The organism is Aquiflexum gelatinilyticum (genome assembly GCF_024741135.1).
Taxonomy (GTDB): Bacteria; Bacteroidota; Bacteroidia; order Cytophagales; family Cyclobacteriaceae; genus Cognataquiflexum; species Cognataquiflexum gelatinilyticum.
Genome location: NZ_JANSUY010000001.1, coordinates 113,655 through 135,268 on the forward strand (window position 1 = coordinate 113,655; position 21,614 = coordinate 135,268).

Sequence of the window (21,614 nt, forward strand, 5' to 3'; positions counted from 1 at the left end):
GGCGAAATTACCTAAAATCAAAAAGCCGAAGGCCAATGTTAAGTGATATTTTAATAAAGGAACAAGAAAGGGTTGATTTGGATTATTATTTTGTGAAAACTGCCAAGGTAAAAGCACCAAAATGACAGCAATTTGATAACCATAGAATCCAAAGATGGATTGAAATGAATCATACATTTGTGAAAACTCTTCAAAGGTATTTTTTTAATCTGTTCAGGAATAAGGCACTGCTTTTGGCAGTGTCATTTTTTTTACCTTTTATGACTTAAAAATGGTTTGGTTGTAGCCAGTAGTTACATTTTATTACTTTTTTCAGTATCCAAGAAACCAGGCTTCCTGCTATAAACAATTACCAGCCAAATGCACTCCGACCCTTTGCGGAAATTTACTTTCCGAAAATGCATCAAGTGACGATTTGATGGACAATCCATCATAAAAATCATAATGATTACAATTATGATTTAGTCTTTTATTTTGGCTGATGGTATAGGTTGATCAAAGCCATGATTTTGTGGAATACTTCTGTATTTTCATATACTCCCCTGAATTCCCCTGAATGTGCTCCATAGGCAAATATCGGCACCATAATTCCGGTATGGTCATCGCTGTGAAAAGCCAATTCCACTTCATTTACAGATACTTTTCCCTGTGGCAAACTCAGTCCGGCAGTTTCGTGGTCTGCGGTGATGATCAAAAGGGTATTTGGGTTTTGGTCCACATATTGGATCATCCAGCCTATCGCTTGGTCAAAATCCAGCAATTCAGTGACAACCGTATTGCTGCTATTGGCATGTCCGCCCGAATCAATCATGGCTGCTTCCACCATCAGAAAAAAGGGCGATTTTTTGGACTTCAGAAAACTGATAGCCTCCTGACAACTGTTTAACAGGTAATCTTCTCGACCTTTCGCCATGGTAGGCATCCCACTATTAGAGGCAAAATAGCCCACTTTGTCTGAAGGGGAATCTCCAATTTCTCCAAGACTTTTCATCATGGTAAAACCGTTTTCTTCCAATTCCTTCAGCCTATCAGTCCCAAATTGGATGAAATCTCTTTTTCCTCCTCCAATAAAAAGATCGAGTTTGCTGAGTGGCAGGAATCGGGCTATTTCGTCTATGTCGTCCCTTTCGGAATGATGGGCGTAAAAGGATGCCGGAGTCGCCCCGGTGAGGTTGTCCGTTGTGATGATTCCTGAATTGAAATCATAAGAGTCTAGCAGTTCAGTTATATTTTGCAGCGCCTTTCCGTCTGGACCTGTACCTAAAGCCCGGTTATTGGTTTTTTGTCCGGTAGCATAGGCTGTTGCTCCTGCGGCTGAGTCGGTGGTAAAATCATCCGCTGCCTGGGTTTTGACCAAACCGATATTCTTAAGCTGCGTGAGGTTCAGTTGGTTGCCATTGGCAAACATTCCCGCCGAAATCTGCGCCAATCCGTTTCCATCTCCGATCATCAAAATGACCCGATCAATTTTATTTTCCACTCCGTCATAGTCAAATTCAGGCTCATAGATTTCGTGGAGTTGCGTACCAATAAAGATGTTGTTTTCCAGATTTTTGAGGTACTGATTGGCCTCATAAGGCTGGTCGGTATTGATATAATCTATCCCAAGATCCGCAAAAGCTTTCCAGGCAGATTTGCTGTCGGGAGAGGCCCAAAACCTGACGGGCTTATCAAAAGCGTGTACTTTGAAAATAAAGGATTCCAATGAATCTCTTTCAGATTGGACGATCCTGCCTTTGCCATTCCAGACTGAAAATTGCCTGAAACTCAGGCTGACCATTCCTATTTTTTCCCAGGGAAGGTCAGGGCTGAGTACTTTGCTTTGGTAGTCAAAAAACACATAGGGAGGATAGTTTTTGTAATCTTCGGGTTTGGGTCGGTTTCCTGATATAATGAACTTGAGACCTGTTGGATTATGGGGAGAAAAGAGCAACTCCTCAAATTCAGAGGCGTTTTTTACGATTTGATCTAATGTAGTGTAAGCCTCAGTTTTGCAATCAATCAGCAAATGAAAGTCAAAGTCCGCGATCATCCCAAGTGACTTGGCCTTTTGGATGGGCTCGAGATAAAGGGACTTCAAAGTACGCTCAGGTCGGATACTTTCTGCTTCGTGTGCTGCCATCAAACCTCCATTTCGCAAAATCACATCCACTTCGATCGAGGCACAATCAGCCCCAAAAGCATCCCAAAACGGCACCGTTCTCAGGTAATCATTGTGGGAGTGGAGCTTGTAGGTGGGACGTTCCTGCCCAACTGCATGCAATGCCAAGAAAGTCGAGAAGAGGAGGAGGAGGAAAAGTATATTTTTCATCTTCAAAAGTAAGCATGGCAATTGAGCGGATCGTCCTGTTTTTCGCATGATTTGGTGATTTAACAAAAACATAAACCAGAGAGTCTTTTTGGGTAACAATACCCAAGATCAAGTTTTATTACCAATGAACGAATTGGATTTTTATTCTTTTGACCTGAAAATGCATTCAAGACTAAAAAAAACTTTGCCTTGTCACCTCGACGGCAGGAGAGGTCTGCATCCTGACTTGATGTCATTCCGCTTTCTGTAATTGTCAATTTTCAACACTACCAATGATCTATTTTTCATTAAGGAAAGTTAACAATAAGTTGACATGCAAAACCTCGCCCTGACTCCAAAAAGCGCCATCTTGCCTGTTCAAAACCTATTTCACTGATGAAAAAATTAAGTCTGATTGCGCCATTTCTATTCTTTTTGTCATTTGCCTTTTTTTCAAATGCACAGACTCTGAGGTTGAATCAAACCCAGGTTATCGGAAGCCACAACTCATACAAAAGTGCAATGCCTGCCCCGATTTTGGATTATTTACAAAAAATCAATCCCGCTGCTGCGAAAAGTTTGGAATACGAGCACCTGCCACTTTCCGAGCAATTGGATCTTGGACTACGTAACCTTGAATTAGATGTATTTCATGACCCAATGGGTGGAAAATATGCCAACCCAAAGTCGCTTGCAATGCTTCCGGAAGGAACAGTTTTTGACCCCAAAAATGAGCTTCATGAACCCGGGTTGAAGCTTTTTCACGTACAGGATTTGGATGTGCAATCTCATCACCTACTTTTCAAAAATGCACTTTTTGAACTTAAAAACTGGAGCGATCAAAACCCTGATCACCATCCCGTATTTGTGCTGATCAACGCAAAAGACGGCCAGATTCCTATGACTGTCAACCCGCTTCCATTTTCAGGAACAGCCTTGGATAGCATCGATCTGGAAGTAAGGACTTATCTGGGAATGGACAAATTGATCACACCGGATCAGGTTCGTGGTAATTTCGAGTCACTTGAAAAGGGAGTTTTGGCAGGCAACTGGCCGGAAATGGAGGCTGCAAGAGGTAAGTTCCTCTTTGTACTGGATGAAAGTGAGGAGAAAATCCGACGCTACCTTACCCAAAAACCTGAACTCAAAAATGCGGTTCTCTTTGTGAACCTGAAAGAAGGAAACCCTGAAGCCGGATTCAGAATCATCAACGATCCTGTGGCTAACGAAACCTACATTCAGGATTTGGTGAGAAAAGGATATATCATCCGGACCCGGGCAGACTCCGATACCAGAGAGGCAAGGACAGGAGACTACACCAAATTTGAAAAAGCGAAAGCTTCGGGAGCGCAAGTGATTTCCACGGATTACTACATTCCTTCGACCCTTTTTCCATCTGACTATAGAGTGAGTTTTGATGGAAAAACCTTTGAACGACCTAATCCTATTCTAAATAAAAAGTGAATTACTCCAAACTTATTCCGGCACTTCTGAGTGTGGGAATGATGTATTCTTGGCCTCAGGTGCCACTTTTGGCCCAATCTGGACTTGAACCTAAAGTGGCATTTCTTGCTGATATCCATTTGCAGGATGTCTACGGGGACTTTCAGTCGGATGATTTCAAAGAGGTAGTCAATCCTCGAAACGGCAAGCTTGCGACGATCCGCACTATGGAAAGTCAGCTAAATTCCACCCGGCTTTTTAATGAAAATTACTTTGCGCTTTTAGCTGCATTAGAAGATTTGCGAAAGCGGGGAATAAAGCTTGTCGCACTTCCGGGGGACTACACGGATGACGGTCAGCCGATGAATATTTTGGCCTTAAAAAAAATCCTTCAGGAGTATTCAGATCAATACGGCATGCGCTTTTTCATCACGACAGGAAATCACGATCCTGTTTCTCCATTTGGCGGACCTGATGGGAAATCCGATTTTCTCGGAGAAAATGGACAAAAGCAAGCGGTTTTAAGTGAATCTAAAAATGAAGCAAGCGAAGTTGCAATAAGTACACAGGTAAAGAATTGGGGATATTTTGAAATCTGTGAGGAATTGAAAGGCTTTGGATTCAGTCCAGGACCACAGGATATTTTTTGGACGCATCCATTTATGCCGTTTGATTATGAAGGCTATGATTTTGAAAAAGTCAGTGCAGGTTCATCTATTCGTACCCGCCTTTTCCCCGATCCTAACTCAGGATGGATGCTTCCAGATGCCAGCTATCTCGTCGAGCCTGTGGAAGGACTTTGGCTTTTGGCCATTGATGGAAATGTATATACCTTTTCCGGTGAGGCAGACCAAGCAGATTCCACTGCTTGGAGCGGTTCCGGTATCGGCTTCAACTTAGCTTCGAAAACAAAACAGCACCAACTCGATTGGATCAAAAAAATCAGTAAAGAAGCTGAAAAGCGGGGAAAAACGTTGGTTTCATTTAGTCACTATCCGCTTACGGATTTTCATGAGGGAGCTTCCACAGAAATGAAAAAACTTTTTGGCGTCAGTAAATTTCAACTAAACCGGGTTCCCGACAAAGAAGTATCACAACGCTATGCAGCCGCAGGAATCCGGGTGCATTTCGCCGGACACATGCATATCAATGACACTGGAAAGCATGGTGAAAACCAAAATGCTGAGCTGGTAAATATCCAAGTGCCTTCCTTGGCAGCTTTTCCTCCGGCTTACAAAATCATGAATCTTGAATCAGATAAATCTATGGTAGTACAAACCCACCTTTTACAAAAAGTAGATCGATTTGATGAGTTTTTCGATCTCTATAAAATGGAACATCAGTGGCTGAGCCAGAAAACAGAAGGAAATCCCTGGAATCTGAAAGTATTGGATGCCAATGACTATGTAGAATTCACGCAGCTCCATCTTCAGGAGTTGATCCGTTTGCGGTTTTTAAAATCAGATTGGCCCATTGACTTGGGGATTTTGGTGAATGGAATTTCCCAAACCCAACTTAAGGAGTGGATTGAGACTCCTAAAGCATTTAGGGGAGAACTTTTGAACGCTTTTTTAAAGTCTATTAAAAGCACCAACCAAAATGGTGAATTAATGGAGGACTTCTACTTTATCAAAAACGGTGGGGATCTTGGAAGCAGCCAAATCCCGCGGGGCCGAATGGAACTCTATCGGGGCTTGGGAAAGAAAAATCTGAAATCCGAGGGAGGATCTTTGAGTGCTCAATTTTCTGATTTCCTGAGAATCTTGAGCAAACTTTGCAATGGACTTCCTTCGGATGATTTCTTTATTGATCTTCCGGATTTAAGTGTGAGAAAGGTTAACTAGGATGCTTAATTAATCCATCAATTTGCCTTTGACCGGTCAGTGATTGGTATTTGAAAAACAAAAAAAGCCGAACGGGATCCATTCGGCTTTTTGTTAATTTATCACTTAAGGATTTTAGTAACCCGGATTTTGCTCCAGGAAACCTGGAATGTTAGAAGCGCCATCGATCGCCCGTTGCGGAATAGGGAATAATCTTTTGTTTACATCGCTGTCTGTCTTTTCAGTCCAACTATCCTCGTATTTTCCAAATCTTATTTGGTAGTTTCTTCTCAGACCTTCCCAGTACAATTCAAATCCTGACTCACGGAATAGGATATCCAAATCGATAGCATTCAAAGGAGCAGGAGTTTGGGCAGGACGGGCATTTCTTGAAGTTCTCAAGGTATTGATATCTGCAAGCGCCCCGCCGTTATCACCTTTTCTTAACAATGCCTCAGCCCTCATCAGATAAACTTCACCCAATCTGATCAAAACGATGTCCACACTACTGTTACTACAGCAATTGGGAGCAGTCCGGCTAAATTGGTATTTAGAAAATCGGTGTCCGGTATTGTGAAGACTTCCATCCTTGGTAAAATCTACTTGAAAGTTGTGATCCACATAGCGGATATTTGCGCCACTGCTTCTTCTGTTGATTACTGGATAAACCCTGATCTTACCATCTTCGCATTTGATAATGTTACCGCCGGCATCTTTTCTGGGTCCCCAAATAACACCCCGAATAATCCCTCTATCCATCTCAAATTCTAATGGATCAACGCAATAATAATGATCTGCATCATTTGTAGGGTTTATTCCAGTAAGATCCCTAAGATTTTCAGGTATTATTGTATTTTCCCGGAAAAAACGGGCATCTGCATCAGCAGGATCCACATTCCCATAAGCATCATACCAAGTCTGCACAAAATCAGGAGTAGCTGCAACTGCATCTGTCCCACGGGTATTGGGAAATTCAGGTCTTGGAATTTGGTCTCCCGAAATCGACCAATATTGCCACCTGCTGTGTTCAGTTTGAAGGACACCACGCTGATCAAGAGAGAAAATAATTTCCCTATTAGTATCATTATTGTCATTGAACAAGTCAAAATATTCAGGGGAAAGAACATAGGGCCCGCTGATGATATTGCTCGTGTATTTGATCACATTGTCCATGTCTTCAGTTGTAAAATTCGGGGTTCCATATGGATCCCTATACACGGCTGCATTCAGGTAGAGACGGGCCAATAGCGCCTCCACAGCATGCTTGTTCATCCTTCCCGGAACACTGTTACTGCTTATTAGATTCACTACTGAAAGTAGCTCTGATTCAAGGTAATCCACGGCATCTTGACCTCTCAGAATTACAGTCTGCTGATTGGACTGTTCTTTTCTGAAGACTAACCCCCAGTTATCCAATGCCAACATGTTCAGATAGGCTTTCACGGCAATCATTTCATAAAGCGGATTTTGTGCACTTGAATTTCCATTGGCCACTTCCAGTGTTAACTGTTCTTCAGCCGCCACTGCCCTGGACAATGTCAAGGTAATGAAGGTCCAAGTATCCCCAACCAAACTATTTCCCGGTGTCATCAGGTGCTGATGTACCGCAATAAATTTTCCTCCGTCAAACCAGTCCGTTCCCCCCCGATAGGGAAGAATTCCTTCGTCAGAAGCAACTTCCTGCAGTCCAAAGTTGACTGTGTGAAGCCAGACTTGACGCATCATCCCATATACCGGAGCAATGGACCCACTTACGATCTCTGCCTGACCAGTCCCGGTAAGGGACTCATCGAGAATCTCTTCTTCCAGATTGGTGCAGCTTAAAAAAGCAAGCACAAAAGCGACTGCCGGAATCAATAGAGTTATTCTGTGATTTTTCATGTTTTTATCATTTATTTTTTTGACAGATGCAATGTTGCGAGATTGATACCCTGCCACCGGTAGTGTACCTGCTATGCTCGATTTTCATCTGTTTATTTTTTTCTGTTGACTAATTAAATTAATTAAGGACCTAGGATTTAAAAGGTCAAATTCAGGTTGAACATAAAAGTCCTCGCCATAGGGTAAGTAAATCGGTCAATTCCAAAAGTCTGGATTCCAGATGAAGTGGAACCTGTATTCACTTCTGGATCAAAACCCGAATAGTTTGTAATCACAAACAAGTTTTGGCCTGTAAGGGAGATTCTGATATTTTGAAAGGCATTTCCCACTCCTAGTTTACTTGGGCTCACATTGTATCCTATAGTAGCATTGTTCAGCCTTAGGTAAGATCCGCTCTCTAGGAATCGGGTCGAAACCGTATTCGAATTATTAAATGATTCATTGGGGAATTGGACTGCAAAATCTGTGGTATTATTGGACCTTGAAAGTTGGGCTTTAGTGAAAAGAGACATGGTGGTATGATTGTAAATATCATTTCCTGCTCCTCCGTTGAAGTTCATTCCCAAATCAAAATTCTTGAACCGTAGATTGGCCCTCATACCATAAATTACCTTTGGAATCGCACTCCCTACTACACTCCGATCATCATCCAGAATTTCCCCGTCTCCGTTGATATCTACAAATCTATTTAGTCCATCTTCTCCTATCCCATCAAATTGGAGCATGTAAAATGCTCCGATTGGCTGATTGTTGATGTAACCATTGATCGTCGCTCCGGTCTGACCTGCGCCTTGGGCTGCACCCGTCGTCAAGACTGCAAATGGGGAATCTCTGACTTCATTCTGAATGAAAGTGATATTTCCTCCAATTTCATAGGAGAAGTTTTGTTTCGGCTTACTATTATAATTCAAGGCCATTTCGATTCCACTGTTGTGAATCTCCATATTCTCGATATTGTCCCAGAAAGTTGAAGTAGGCTGAATTGGATCGGCAGGAACTACTTCCAAAAGGATATTGGAAGATACTTTGTTGAAGTAATCCAATGTACCTGTCAGTCGGTAATTGAACAAGGCAAAGTCAATTCCTGCATTAAATTGGGTAGAAACCTCCCATTGTAAGTCAGGGTTTGCCAGTCGGGTGAAAACAATCCCATAAGGATAGTCGTCCAATGTTCTTCCTTGGGTATCTATGGGATAAGTATTGAGACTACCTGCTCCTGTGGCCAATCGATCCTCAGAGAAACTTGCCTGGGTAATTTTAGATGGAATTTCCTGGTTTCCTGTTTGTCCCCAACTTGTACGCACCTTCAGGTTATTGAAAACCGAATTGACCATAAAGTCTTCCTTACTCACATTCCAACCCAATGCAAAGGAAGGGAAGTATCCATACTTGTTATTGTCTCCGAATTTGGAAGATCCATCAGCACGGAATGTAGCTGTGACTAAATACTTCTCCTCATAGACATAATTCAATCGCCCAAAAAAGGATTGTAATTCATTTCGGACTCCAGAGGAGCTTATCGTAGTTGGGAATTCCAAAGTACTGTTATGATCCTGAAACCTAGGCTCGATATTGTTTGCAGCAAACCCTCTTGCAGAAGTACCCCTGAACTCGTCCAAAAATGTCTGGTAAGAATGACCTGCCAGCGCGGTAAAATTGTGCTTGTAATTGTTCCAATTATAGGTCAGGGTATTCTCCACCAAACTATTGGTGTTTGCAGAAATCAATTGATCCAAGCTACCATTTGCCACATTGGACTCATTTACAACCTCGGTGAACGGCTTGTACTGTATGTATCTATTGGTATTCGAATAATCCACCCCGAGATTTAGCTTATAAGTAAGTCCATCAATGATTTCGAATGAAGGAGATATTGTACCCAAGATCCTGTTGTTTGCAGCATTATCACTGTAAAGCTCATTACGCTTTATAGGATTTAAAGCATTGGTATTGAGCAATGTTGGTTTGCCGTCCGTAAAGGCAGGAATCGTTGGATTCAAGCTGAGCATATCACTGATAGTAGAGGTGATGCTTGGACGGAGATTTTCAGTATACGAGGCTGTCAGATTGTAGTCAATGATTAACCTTCCATCGAATGCTTTCTGATTCATGTTCAGTTTTCCTGAATAGCGCTTCAAATTGCTGTTCTTCAAAATTCCTTCCTTATCCAGTAAGCCAAGTGAAGCGAAATAGGAAAACTTCTCAGTGTTGGCTCCGCTCATGGAAAGACTGTAATCCTGTGAAAATGCCACCTGAGTCAACTCATCCTGCCAGCGGGTATTTCCGTCAAAATCTTCTAGATTTCCACCTACATCTAATACTTGGCGTCGAAACTCATCTGCCTGAAAAACATCGATTTGATTGGCCATCGAAGACCATCCTGCAGAAGCTGATAAATTTACCTGAGAAGACCCGGCTTTACCTTTCTTGGTGGTGATTACAATGACACCATTGGATGCCCTGGAACCATAAAGGGCTGCTGCACTTGCATCCTTTAGCACATCTATGCTTTCGATATCATTGGGATTAAGGAAGTTTAGCGGATTGGAAGCAATTCCGTTATCAGAATTATCCAATAGGAAGCCATCAAGCACATATAGCGGCTGTGTCCCGGAACGTAAACTTCCGATCCCCCTGATGATCACATTCTGATTTGCTCCCGGTTCTCCACTTACGGAGGTAACATTAACTCCGGCAACCTGACCCTGCAAAAGGTCTACAGGATTCGCAATTATCCCCCGGTTGAAATTTTCTCTTTTCAAAGAACCTATGGCTCCGGTAACATCTGAGCGCTTTTGTGTACCATATCCTACTACTACAATCTCGTTCAGCTGAGAATCCTCCCGTCCTAATTGGATAGAAAGTATTGACTGTCCATTTAGAGAAACTTCTGTAGTAGTATACCCTAAATAAGACACAACAAGAATAGCATCGTCTGGGACATCAATGGAAAATTTCCCATCTAGATCAGTGATGGTTCCACTTGTGGTTCCCTTGACAAGGATTGCTGCCCCCGGTAAAGGTTCTCCTGTCTCATCTCTGACAGTCCCTGTGACAATTTCAAAGTCTTTTATGTCTGAAGGAGCAGGAAAGGCTTTTGCCTCAATTCCTGACATTCCACCCGATAAAAAGACCACACAGCATAAAACGCACATTCGAAGCGTTGCCCGTGTTTGTTTAAAAGTAAAATTTCCCATAATCAATAGATTAAAATTGGTTTAAGTACCTTCCAAAATTACCACCATTGTAGGGTCTGTACTTTTATTTCAATTTATATCCTTGTTATGTTTTGGTAACCAAAAAATAATCCTCAAGGGCAATTATTAAGGGTATGTTACAAATAGTGGAGAAAGAAGTTGTGAATCCAAATGCATGTTATAGCAAAGTTAATTCTTTAAAAAATAGCTGTCTGAATCATTCTCAATACCAAACCATAAAAAGCGCAAATGTCGGTCGGAAGAGAAGGATGAAGCGTAGGGAAAATTAAGAGTCTAATCAAGAATTGCAATTGATTTTTCATTTTCTTGGCATCATTTTGCCAGAGCAAATGGATTCTTAACCAAGTTTCTGCTTTCCTATTTATCCGATCTATATGAAATTGTTTAATAAAAGAAATATCAAAATCATTTAAACTTCGCTAGCCTTAGAACTCCTAGAAAGACAATCTGAAAACATTTCAGGACCTATGTTCTCTATGCCCATAAATAGGAACCAATCTGTGAAAATCCTGTTCATCTGTGGTTAAATTCCACACCCCTGTTTTGAAGTAAAAAGATATAAGATTCAAGATTCAAGACACAAGACTTGATTTCTCGAGAACTTGAGAACCCAAAGCAGACAACCAGACATCAATTAGAACCACTACAACAATTATAACCAATCCAACCCTATGTTTTCTATGACCCTATGCGGTAAAAAATTCATATTTTTCCATCTGTGAAATTCCTGTTCATTTGTGGGTAAAATCTCCCACCCTGATTTGGCGGAAAGCCAATCTCTCAATTGCACTTCAAATTAGCCAAAACCAAACCTGACCTTAGGTGACATCATTTTCTATAAAAATGTCACCCCTTCAGGGTTATTTACCAACTTGAAACCCCTAGTAGACAACAATTACACCCGTCCGCCGTGGCGGAACCATTCCAACTTTCCGACCTGACAACGAGTAGCAGACAACAATTAGAACAAATTCAACAATTACTACCTTATAAAGTCAAATTCCCTTAAAAATACAACTCCTTCAACCTTAAAAAAATCAATTATTTAAGAAATAATACAATAAAAATTGCCGAAATAGGTAGAATTTACCCCCATTCCCGTTACCCTTCGCTTACCCTTCGCTTACCCTTCCGTTACACCCTCCTTACCCATTCGTTACCTTTTGACCAATTTCCAAGAAAGCATATCATTATTCAAATATTTTCTTCCATTGCACATTTCCAAGATGAAAACTTAGGTCTCTTCTTAGCAGAAGGAAAAGCAACCCTAATCACTCATACATCTTTTTCCTATCCACTTTACAAAGGTCAATCATCAGTTGACCCACTTTGGCGCAAACATCATGGAAATATCTTTCTCCTTTTTCGGCCGTGGATTTTTTGGGATTGCCAATACCGGTGTCCTGGGTGACTTCTGACCATTTTCTTTCGGCCCATGCCCATTTTTCCCGTATGCCGGGAATGACGGATTTTTTCTCTTTGCCTTCTCCTGCTTCCTCCAATGGCAAAACTAATCTTGAATGTAGGTACATGATCAGACTTGTTTCCATCTCGTCGGCATGGTCACCTGCTTCCTCAAAATACAGACTTTTGTCCAAGGCCTGATACCAATTGCATGTTACAAGAAGCATATCCGGAAATTGAAGGCCAAGTTCACGCAGCATGGTCTTAAAATCATTGCCACCGTGGCTGTTCAGGATCAAAAACTTCTTCACGCCCTGCCTGTCCAAAACTGTCACGATATCTTTCAATATGGCCATTTGGGTACTTGGATTCATGTTGATATCAAGGTAAATGTCACTCTGACCGGTGTTCACTCCAAAAGGCAAAACCGGTAGTATTACAACTTTGGCCCCCTTTTCCCAAGCAAATTTCCCTGCCCCAGCGGCAATGGACTCCGCTTCAAAGACATCTGTCCCATAGGGCATGTGGTAATTATGTGCCTCTGTGGCTCCCCAAGGCAAAACGGCAAGATCAAAACGCTGATGTTTTAAGTTTTTCCAATTGTTTTCAGCAAGGATATAAGGTCTCATATTTTTCTGGTATCAAGTATCAAGATTATAGTATCAAGTGTTTAGAAGCGAGAATCAAGAGCCGAGATGCGAGATTCTGGAGTCGGTAGGCTTCTTAGTGATCAGATGAAAGGCTTAAGTCTGGAATCAGTTAACCAATTAACCAAATAACCAGTTAACTACCCACCAACGCGAATCAGACAACCATTCCAACCATTCCAACCATTCCAACAACTACAACCATTACAACAACTACAACCACTACAACCACCACACCCATCCCTCCCCCAACTTCCTTAAAAATTTCAACGATCCCAAATATATTTCTCCGAAATTTTTTGAATCTTTAATCTTTAATCAATTTAATGTTTTTTGTACAAACCCAACCACCATGTCCAACAGAAGATCATTCCTTAAGAAAACCCTTGTTTCGACCTCATTACTTTTGCCCGGCGGGATCATCCAAGCATGTGCCAATCCTGTACAGGAATCTACGGGTGAAAAATTCAAACCGCTTATCCTTTCCACATGGAACCATGGCATGCCTGCTAATGACCGTGCTTGGGAAGTTTTAATGAAATCCGGTAATCTTGTCGACGCGGTAGAAGAAGGAGTCAAAGTCACAGAATTGGACATGGACAACTTATCGGTTGGGCTGCAAGGTCTGCCTGATAGGGAAGGGATACCTACTTTGGATGCCTCCATCATGAAAGGGGACGGCAGCTGCGGATCTGTTGCCTTTGTGAGACAGGTCAAGCATCCGATATCTTTGGCAAGAATGGTCATGGAGGAAACTCCCCATGTGATGTTGGCAGGAGAAGGAGCAAGGCAATTTGCGATCGCAAAAGGATTTCCGATGGAATCCGAGACCCTCAGTCCTAAAGCGGAAGAAATGTACCAGGAATGGAAAAAAGAATCCAAATACAAGCCCATCATCAACATCGAAAACCACGACACCATCGGGATGGTAGCCTTAGGCCCTGATGGGAAGTTGGCAGGTTCCTGTACTACGAGTGGCTTGGCATTCAAGATGCACGGCAGGGTAGGAGATAGCCCTATCATTGGAGCGGGACTCTATGTAGATGACGAAGTTGGCGCAGCCACAGCCACAGGACTTGGCGAAACCATCATCAGAATCTGTGGAAGTTTTCTGATTGTAGAACTGATGCGTCAGGGGAGAACACCGCAAGAGGCCTGTGAGGAAGCAGTCCGAAGGCTGATTGCCAAAAACTCAGCCAATATCAAAGACATTCAGGCTGGGTTTCTTGCCGTCAACAAAGACGGGGAATATGGCGCATATGCGGTTCATCCCGGTTTTAATTTTGCCAGGCACCATAGCGGTGGCGGAACCTTGGTCGACTCAAAAAGTAAATTCTAAGCCATGGGAAAGATTTTGTTGGAAGCTCCTGTTTTTACAGTGGAGGCGGCGATCAAAGCTGCAGAATATGGCATTGACAGGCTGGAACTTTGTTCTGATTTTGGGGAAGGTGGCGAGACACCAAGTGCCGGCATGCTCGCGTTTCTAAAAGAAAAAGTAGATATCCCCATTTTTGTGATGCTGAGGCCTCGCGGAGGAGATTTTGTCTATACTTCGGAGGAATTGTATGTGATGAAAAAGGACATTACCATCCTCAAAAACCTTGGGGCGGATGGATTTGTCTTTGGTGTTTTGGACCGGGACGGAAATGTCGATAAGGAAGCATGCAAATACCTCATCAACGTTGCGGAAGACCTGCCATGCACTTTTCACCGCGCATTTGACATCGCTGCTGACAAGAAAAAAGCTTTGAATACGATCATTGACTTGGGATTTCAAAGGATATTGACTTCCGGAGGAGAAAATGACGTGACCAAAGGTTTAGGAAATATTCTTGAGTTATTGGAGTTGGCCGGTGATGATATCATCATCATGCCGGGAGGAGGATCCAAACCTGAACATGTTTCTCAATTAAACCAAAATGGCCATCTCAGAGAAATCCATGCTTCATGCAAAGGATACAGGCCTACACAAAGCAGTTATTTTCACCCCTCCGTCTCCCTTTCCTCTGATCCACTTGCATTCAAACAGGTGTTGACTGTGGATCAGAATATGGTCAATCTGTTTAGAAAAGAAATTACAGCCCAATGACAGAAAGGGAGAAGCTCCTTGCAGGCGAATTCTATAATTCCCGGGATACGGAATTGCTCGAAATGTACCATCAGGCCAAAGAGTTGTTAAAGCAATGGAGTAATGAATCTTCCCGGAATGGAGAGGAAAAATCCCGGATACTTCAGCAGCTTTTAGGGAAAGTCGGCAAAGGCGTTTGGATCGAAAGCCCTTTTTATTGTGATTATGGCAAGCATATATCCGTTGGAGAAAATACATTCATCAATACCAATGTGGTTTTTTTGGATTGCAATACCATCGACATCGGGAGAAATGTACTGATTGGGCCCAATGTGAAGATTTTTACAGCGACTCATCCGATCTCGGCTACCGAAAGGATAGTCCAAAACCACGAATCCAATCAGGCCCCCTACAAAACCAAAGCACTTCCCGTAAGGATCGGGGACAATTGTTGGATTGGTGGAAGTACGGTGATTCTTCCCGGTGTCAGTATCGGGAACAATGTGACCGTGGCAGCAGGTTCTTTGGTTACCAAAGACATTCCTGACAACAAGCTCGCGATGGGAAGTCCTGCTAGGATTATAAGGGATATATAAAGTACCATTCCCCCGTTTATGTAAACTTCAGCAGTTTCTAAAACTGTGCTGCATACTTTACCCGTTCAGAATACAATGGGTAAAGGAATGGGAAAACAATTTTTATTTTGGAGTTTAGTTTTTGGTTTTTTGGGGTCTTGTAGCCAAGGTTCAAAGGTAGAAAAAGAAGGATTTGACAAACTCCAAGGCTTGGGGAATACTTCTCTGGAGCTTTCCGGGAAAGAACTCTCAGACCTTTATTGCCAAGCCTGCCATGTCAAACCTGATCCGGCATTATTGGATAAAGCCACTTGGAAAAACGGTGTACTTCCCGACATGCGAAGAAGATTGGGCCTGATCAATGCTGAAGATTTTGGAGCGAAAGTGGGGGAAGACAATGATGCCCCTCGGGGGATATATTCAGAAATAGCTTTGGTAACCCAAAAAGATTGGGATATAATCCAGCAGTATTACATTGACCTTGCTCCTGATTCCTTGGAGCCTATTCCTATCGACAATAATCTGAAGGAAAACACAGGATTGTTTACCGTCCGCAATCCTGATTTTCACAATAAACGTCCTAGCCTGACTACCCTTGTCCGTTACAATCCAAATGAAAAATTATTGTACGTCGGCGATAGGCTGAATAGCCTGTTTAGGATCGACCCCATTGGGATGAAAATCCTTGATTCCATCAGAATAATTTCCCCTGCTTCCGACATCAGTTTTAGGGAAACTGGTTTTGAACTCCTCACCATGGGAGTGATGGATCCTTCTAATTTTGCTTTTGGCAGGCTGAAAGAATATGGATCTTTTGAAAAGAAACACCCCACCATCCTGATGGACAGCCTTCGCAGACCGGTGCACTTTACCTATGCAGATTTAACCCAAAATGGCAAAGAAGAACTGATCGTCAGCTTTTTCGGTAACCATTTCGGTCAATTGTCTTGGTTTGAAGAAAATGCCGGTGGGTATGAGGAACATGTTTTGAATTCGCTCCCCGGTGCCCGCAAAACAGTAATAGCCGATGTCAATGGAGACGGATTGCCAGACATCATAGCCATGATGACACAGGCAAAAGAGGGGATTTATACCTACATCAATCAGGGTGAAGGGAAATTCAAACAAGAAACCTGGCTTCAATTCGACGCTGTTTTTGGTTCTTCGGATTTCGAATTTGAAGATATGGATGGTGATGGGTTCAAGGACCTGGTCATCGTCAATGGGGACAATGCAGACCTTTCTCCAATTTTGAAACCCTATCACGGACTCCGGATCTTTACCAATGATGGCAAAAACGCTTTTCGGGAAACCTACTTCTACCCCATGCATGGTGCAAGTGCCCTGCTGACGGGAGACTTTGACCAAGACGGAAGAATGGGAATGGCAGTTAGTTCATACTTTCCTGATAAATCAGGTGAGAAAACCTTGAATTTCCTTCTTTTTCAACAGACCGGAAACATGGAGTTTCAGGTCAGCAGCATAGCGGAATTAGGAAAATGGTCTTGGCTGGTGATGGAAAAAGCGGACATAGATGGGGATGATGACCTTGATATTATTCTGGGAAGTTTTGATTTTCAGACAAGGTTTGCCTTTCCGGCAAGGGACTGGATGCCATTTGTGATCCTTGAAAACCATATCAACTGAAAATAATTTATTTTAATATTTTATATTTTTTAATATTTTTATTTTTAAATGATCTATTTTTTGTAATTATATATTGAATTTGAATTTTTTATATCCAACTAATTTGTTTTCGGGTTTTTATTTTCTAAATTATTAAACTCAAAATAACCGATATAGCTATGGTAAAAAGTTTTCAAGGCGTGAGGGTGGTCGAACCCAAAAAAGCAGCAGCCCCCATTTTGGTCATGGACCATATGAGTACCAATTTGGTCACATTCCGTCCTGAGGACTCGATTGACCATGTATTGGATTTATTGACTAAAAAGAAAATTTCAGGTGCCCCTGTCTTGGATTCCAAAGGGACCTTGGTAGGGATCATTTCCGAGGTAGACTGCCTAAAAGAAATCATCAAAGGAAAGTATTCCAATACCCCGACATTTCCGGGGACGGTAGCAGAACATATGACCAAAAATGTCATGACATTAACCCCTGACCTCTCACTCTTTGATGCAGCCCAAAAATTCCTGGACAACAAAATAAGAAGATTTCCTGTGATGAAAGACGGCAAGTTGGTCGGACAACTCAGTCTCAGCGATGTCATCAGGGCATTTCCGAAACTGAAGTCAACGACTTGGTAGTCTTAACAAAAGCCTTGAAGGAACTTTCAGGGCTTTTTTTATTGCCATGCCTTTTTTACTTTGTGATATGAAAAAGTTTTTCTTTTTGTTGCTTTTAACCATGTTTTCTGATTTTGCCTTATTTGCCCAAGGTCATTCCCACAAATCAGAAATCACTTTATTGACTTACAATATCTACCATGGCGAGGACCCATACCATCCCGGAAAAAGCAACCTACGGGAAATAGCTGAACTGATCAATACAATCAGACCTGACTTGGTAGCCCTGCAGGAGGTAGACAGCATGACGAATAGGACCAAAAACTTTAATCCTGAAGGGAAATTGGATTTGATGGCTGAATTGGGAAAATTGACAGGAATGAAACCTTATTTTGCCAAAGCCATTGATTTTTCTGAAGGGGGTTACGGAGAAGGGATTTTAAGCAGGTTTCCTACCCAATTTATATCTTATTCCTTGCCCATTCCAAATGGAGGGGAGCAAAGAAGTCTCGCATTGGCGAAAGTGAATTTGGGAAATGGAAAGACCTTGGTCTTTGGAGGAACTCATCTTTGCCACCAATATGTGGAAAACAGGACTGCACAGGTAGTAGCGCTCAAAAATATCCTTTCAAAATTTGACACCCCGGTAGTGTTGACGGGAGATTTTAATTTTACTGCTGATGAATTAGGCTACTCGATCCTTTCTGAGGAATTTTTAGACGCAGCACTTGAATTTGGCAATCTCAAAAACACTTATTCCTCCAAAGAGCCAAAAATACGCATTGATTACTTTTGGTTGGGAAAGGCTAAAGATTGGGAAATTGTCTCCGTAGAAGTATTGGGTGTGGAATTTTCCGACCACAAACCGGTCCTGGTTAAACTCAGGCATTAATCTCTCGGCCGAAAAGTCTTGCAGAAAGTTGACTTTACCCTTTCAGATTTTAGGAAATAGGGAATCCAGATGATGGCGGCTGCGCTTGCCCGTACGATTTCCCTAGTCTCGATTTCAAAATCTACATTGATAAAATAAGCGGCCAGATTATCCAGCAGAGTCACTGAAATACTGATTGCATAAAATACGACCATCAACTTTGGAACACTTGTCCTTCTCTGTAAAAACAAGAGGATCAATACCAAATTAAAACCCAAAAAGCAGAAATTGTAAATCATTTCCGATACAACGAGGAATCTAAGCGCTTTTCCGTGCGTTTCGACGTTGAGCCAAGTCTGTTCGGAGAAATACTCCATGTCAATGATAGTAATCAAAAGATATATAGGCGTAGCAAAAAGCCCAATTGTAGGCAAAACAAGCCATCCGCCGATGGATTTGTTTTCAGCATAAATCCATGGATCAGGGTCATAGTTTTTGTAAAGTTTGATACCGAAGTAAATCCAAAAACCTGAAATGATCAGCGCAAGCAAAATCGACAGTTGTCCCAAGTTTGAGGAACTGCCTTTTTGCTTTCCGGTATGGGTTACATAAAAGGAAAGTTCCTTCATCACCTCCTCTTTCTTTTTCAACAATTCCGCCACTTCAACGGCAGGAATGGTATTTTTTAGCCGTTTCAGGGAATGTTCCACTACCACCGTATTGCCCGCCCCAAAGATTTTGTTGTGGTAAGTGAAAGCACTTGCTTCTATGTTTTTTTCAAATGGGGTGATGTTCCAATCTTCAGGAAGTACCACTTGGGTAGTCTGATAGAATTCCTCTTCATCTCCTACAAAATAGTCCATCGACCTATTGGCAGACTTCGGAAGCTCCAGAAGTGATTCCAATACGATCGGATATATCTGTCCATAAACATAAGTGCTGTCATCTGCTTTTTGCCAAAAATCCGGAATTTGGTAATATTCCTCTACTGTAAGCAGGTTTTCCCCATTGCGGTTATAATCCATCAATTTTACGACAGCGGTCGTGGAGATTCCCGGATACAGGTTGGCATAGTAATTCATGTATTCCTGGGTGATTTCCTCTTTGGATTTATTTGCAAAATAGGCCCTGGTTTCATCAGCTTTTCTTCCATACATTTCAGAGCGGACTACATATTCTGCTTTTCCGGAAAAATCATTTACTGTAATCAGTTCATTTATTTTTGTGTAGGGTACTTTGCCTCTTGGGATTTCTATCAGGTCTTTGACACCTTCTTTGATAACCAAGCCCACGCCATAATCCGGAAAAAATGAATCTTCAAAAGATCCTCCCTGATCCGAAATGGTGGGATCAACAAAATAATTTTTTCCTTCCCATTCATAGGTCACCACACAATGGTCGAAGGCACTTTGACTCGGTTGTAAAGCTTTTGTTTCGCTTCTCCATTCGGTATTTACCAAAAGCGGATAGGCCTTCACACCCTCCTCCCGGAGCAAGGCTACCAAAAGCAGTGATTTGTCCTTGCAGTCACCGAATTTCTGATCAAAAACCTTCTTGGGGGCATTGGGGCGGTAAGCACTCATGCCGGACTCCAAGCCAAGGTACCTGATATCATCTTGGACCATGCGGATGAACTCAGGGATTTTTTCTTCGGTCAAAGCCTTGTTATTGATAGTCTTCGAAATCGGGCTGATCGTCCGTGAATCATATTGGTACAGGGGCAATGCCCATGAAACCACTTCCTCCCATCCGGAAAAGTTTGAAACCGAAGTCATCGGATAAATGGCCAGCCAATTGGGTACATTGATGTCAAAAATCTTGGGACTCAAGGCCTCATTTTCCCAGGTATAGATTTTCATCCCGGATCCCTCTTCGATTGAGGGGCTGTATTGGTGGTCGATATTTCTATATTGGAGGCCTTTATCAGCTGAAGTGATGATGCGATACCTGAATTTTTTTACAGGAAAATAGAGTTGATGGTAGAGGTCGGCAGAGAAAAAATCTTTGTTGACGGGATTGAAACCTTTGATGGAATAGCTGTATTCGATGATGTCCTGCTTTTGTACATCAGAAAGGTGGATGATGGTAGAAAGCGAGCCATCATATATAAACTGATTTGAACCGGATTCTTTTTGGATGGTTTTTATTTCGCTAAGGTTGAGTTTGTTGATGGCTTTTCCATCTCTCCAGATGCTGATGTCATGGATATGGAGCGTTTGATATGTCGGGTCATAATTGATGCTGATGTCTGAGTTTTCCTGGATTCCATCCACTGTCAGTACTTGGATTTTGTACCTGGAGAAAGAAGTTTTTTGGGGAACATGATATTGTCTTTCAAACACCAGGTAGGTGTATCCTCCTTCAGTGGGCTTGTGGGTTGGGTTGGCTGTTTCAGGTTCGGACTTGACCCAATCGGGAATGGGGGAGATTTTTACCTGAGAAAATGAAAGGTGTGAAAAAAAGAACAAAAGCAGTATTGAAAACAAGCATCGGATTTTCCCCATAAAGAATCTTAACTAATTATATTTTGAAATATAAATAATTGGGAAATAAAATTCCTAATGCATTCAAAAAATTATTTAACTGCTTAGTTTTTTACTTTACAAGCCCGTTTTTTTGTACCTGAATTCCTCAATGCTTTTTACACCATCATTGGTCAGGGCGAGTTTGAGGATCAATTCGTCTCCATCCCTGTGAAAAGTAATCCCGCTGAAATACGCTGTTTGGCTTTCTGTTTTGATAAACTTAAAAATCGTCCATTCCTCCTTTTCTTCCCAAGCGCTCAGGTCCCTGTTGAAGTGTTTGAGTTTAAGGAAAAGTCTGCCGTCCTCTTCGACCATGTTCATGTATTCGGAGAAAATCAGGCTGCCATTCATCATAAACCTGAAAGTTCCCACCATGCTGTTGTCCTGAGCAGGCAGCCATAACTCGTCGCATTCACCGCCCAAGCCAGTTCCTGACCAATATCCCACTATCCAATCCAATTGCTGAATGGAACCGTTTCCGGCAGCTTGATCTTTGTCTAAGTAAAGCACTTCTTGGGCTGAGGTCTTGCCAAAAATCAGGAATGCCATCAGGAAGAGGAGGAAAGATTTATTTGTCATGGTGTTGGGAATTTTTTATTCCAATCTATCAAATATTTCCCTATTTT

General features: G+C 42.1%; 14 protein-coding genes. 8 read left to right on the forward strand and 6 right to left on the reverse strand.

The window, feature by feature from the left end; genetic code table 11:
• Positions 1–469: 469 nt before the first annotated feature.
• On the reverse strand, positions 470–2,311 hold the full coding sequence (locus NU887_RS00425) for an alkaline phosphatase (protein WP_258421375.1): 1,842 nt from the start codon (positions 2,309–2,311) through the stop codon (positions 470–472).
• Between the two features lie 375 nt (positions 2,312–2,686).
• On the opposite strand from NU887_RS00425, the gene NU887_RS00430 reads away from it, so the two are divergent.
• On the forward strand, positions 2,687–3,754 hold the full coding sequence (locus NU887_RS00430) for a phosphatidylinositol-specific phospholipase C1-like protein (RefSeq protein ID WP_258421376.1): 1,068 nt from the start codon (positions 2,687–2,689) through the stop codon (positions 3,752–3,754).
• Positions 3,751–5,577 (forward strand): metallophosphoesterase, encoded by a 1,827-nt coding sequence (locus NU887_RS00435; protein WP_258421377.1) that lies wholly within the window; start codon positions 3,751–3,753, stop codon positions 5,575–5,577. Before NU887_RS00430 ends, NU887_RS00435 begins: the two co-directional genes overlap by 4 nt.
• Positions 5,578–5,691: 114 nt before the next feature.
• On the opposite strand, the gene NU887_RS00440 is transcribed toward NU887_RS00435, so the two are convergent.
• From NU887_RS00440 to NU887_RS00450, 3 genes are all read right to left on the reverse strand, one after another.
• Positions 5,692–7,437: a RagB/SusD family nutrient uptake outer membrane protein gene (locus NU887_RS00440; protein WP_258421378.1), complete on the reverse strand. Its 1,746-nt coding sequence runs from the start codon at positions 7,435–7,437 to the stop codon at positions 5,692–5,694.
• A 137-nt stretch (positions 7,438–7,574) separates the two neighbouring features.
• The gene (locus NU887_RS00445; RefSeq protein WP_258421379.1) at positions 7,575–10,634 is read right to left on the reverse strand and encodes a SusC/RagA family TonB-linked outer membrane protein; all 3,060 of its coding nucleotides are present in this window, start codon (positions 10,632–10,634) and stop codon (positions 7,575–7,577) included.
• A 1,292-nt stretch (positions 10,635–11,926) separates the two neighbouring features.
• Positions 11,927–12,688 (reverse strand): creatininase family protein, encoded by a 762-nt coding sequence (locus tag NU887_RS00450; RefSeq protein ID WP_258421380.1) that lies wholly within the window; start codon positions 12,686–12,688, stop codon positions 11,927–11,929.
• A 370-nt stretch (positions 12,689–13,058) separates the two neighbouring features.
• Here NU887_RS00450 and NU887_RS00455 point away from each other — a divergent pair, with 370 nt between their 5' ends.
• The 6 genes from NU887_RS00455 (at position 13,059) to NU887_RS00480 (ending at position 18,484) form a co-directional block, all read left to right on the forward strand.
• A complete protein-coding gene (locus NU887_RS00455; RefSeq protein ID WP_258421381.1) occupies positions 13,059–14,045 on the forward strand; it encodes an isoaspartyl peptidase/L-asparaginase family protein in 987 nt (328 codons plus the stop codon).
• Positions 14,046–14,048: 3 nt separating this feature from the next.
• Positions 14,049–14,795: a copper homeostasis protein CutC gene (locus tag NU887_RS00460; RefSeq protein WP_258421382.1), complete on the forward strand. Its 747-nt coding sequence runs from the start codon at positions 14,049–14,051 to the stop codon at positions 14,793–14,795.
• Positions 14,792–15,370: a sugar O-acetyltransferase gene (locus NU887_RS00465; RefSeq protein WP_258421383.1), complete on the forward strand. Its 579-nt coding sequence runs from the start codon at positions 14,792–14,794 to the stop codon at positions 15,368–15,370. Before NU887_RS00460 ends, NU887_RS00465 begins: the two co-directional genes overlap by 4 nt.
• 45 nt (positions 15,371–15,415) lie before the next feature.
• Positions 15,416–16,996: an FG-GAP repeat domain-containing protein gene (locus tag NU887_RS00470; protein ID WP_258421384.1), complete on the forward strand. Its 1,581-nt coding sequence runs from the start codon at positions 15,416–15,418 to the stop codon at positions 16,994–16,996.
• A 158-nt stretch (positions 16,997–17,154) separates the two neighbouring features.
• Positions 17,155–17,613, forward strand: a complete 459-nt coding sequence (locus NU887_RS00475) for a CBS domain-containing protein (RefSeq protein WP_258421385.1) — start codon at positions 17,155–17,157, stop codon at positions 17,611–17,613.
• A 67-nt stretch (positions 17,614–17,680) separates the two neighbouring features.
• Entirely contained in the window at positions 17,681–18,484 is an 804-nt protein-coding gene (locus NU887_RS00480; RefSeq protein WP_258421386.1) for an endonuclease/exonuclease/phosphatase family protein, read from the forward strand.
• Here NU887_RS00480 and NU887_RS00485 read toward each other — a convergent pair.
• Together NU887_RS00485 and NU887_RS00490 are read right to left on the reverse strand one after the other, a co-directional pair.
• Entirely contained in the window at positions 18,481–20,949 is a 2,469-nt protein-coding gene (locus NU887_RS00485; RefSeq protein WP_258421387.1) for a DUF3857 domain-containing protein, read from the reverse strand. The genes NU887_RS00480 and NU887_RS00485 overlap by 4 nt on opposite strands.
• A 114-nt stretch (positions 20,950–21,063) precedes the next feature.
• Complete coding sequence (locus NU887_RS00490) at positions 21,064–21,567, reverse strand: DUF6265 family protein (protein ID WP_258421388.1); 504 nt, start codon at positions 21,565–21,567, stop codon at positions 21,064–21,066.
• Positions 21,568–21,614 lie beyond the last annotated feature (47 nt).

Excerpts from the sequence above, each read along its gene's own strand:
- NU887_RS00475 (WP_258421385.1), top strand. The coding sequence starts at position 17,155 with ATGGTAAAAAGTTTTCAAGGCGTGAGGGTGGTCGAACCCAAAAAAGCA.
- NU887_RS00460 (WP_258421382.1), top strand. The coding sequence starts at position 14,049 with ATGGGAAAGATTTTGTTGGAAGCTCCTGTTTTTACAGTGGAGGCGGCG.
- NU887_RS00480 (WP_258421386.1), top strand. The coding sequence starts at position 17,681 with ATGAAAAAGTTTTTCTTTTTGTTGCTTTTAACCATGTTTTCTGATTTT.
- NU887_RS00425 (WP_258421375.1), bottom strand. The coding sequence starts at position 2,311 with ATGAAAAATATACTTTTCCTCCTCCTCCTCTTCTCGACTTTCTTGGCA.
- NU887_RS00430 (WP_258421376.1), top strand. The coding sequence starts at position 2,687 with ATGAAAAAATTAAGTCTGATTGCGCCATTTCTATTCTTTTTGTCATTT.
- NU887_RS00465 (WP_258421383.1), top strand. The coding sequence starts at position 14,792 with ATGACAGAAAGGGAGAAGCTCCTTGCAGGCGAATTCTATAATTCCCGG.
- NU887_RS00490 (WP_258421388.1), bottom strand. The coding sequence starts at position 21,567 with ATGACAAATAAATCTTTCCTCCTCTTCCTGATGGCATTCCTGATTTTT.
- NU887_RS00455 (WP_258421381.1), top strand. The coding sequence starts at position 13,059 with ATGTCCAACAGAAGATCATTCCTTAAGAAAACCCTTGTTTCGACCTCA.
- NU887_RS00445 (WP_258421379.1), bottom strand. The coding sequence starts at position 10,634 with ATGGGAAATTTTACTTTTAAACAAACACGGGCAACGCTTCGAATGTGC.
- NU887_RS00450 (WP_258421380.1), bottom strand. The coding sequence starts at position 12,688 with ATGAGACCTTATATCCTTGCTGAAAACAATTGGAAAAACTTAAAACAT.
- NU887_RS00440 (WP_258421378.1), bottom strand. The coding sequence starts at position 7,437 with ATGAAAAATCACAGAATAACTCTATTGATTCCGGCAGTCGCTTTTGTG.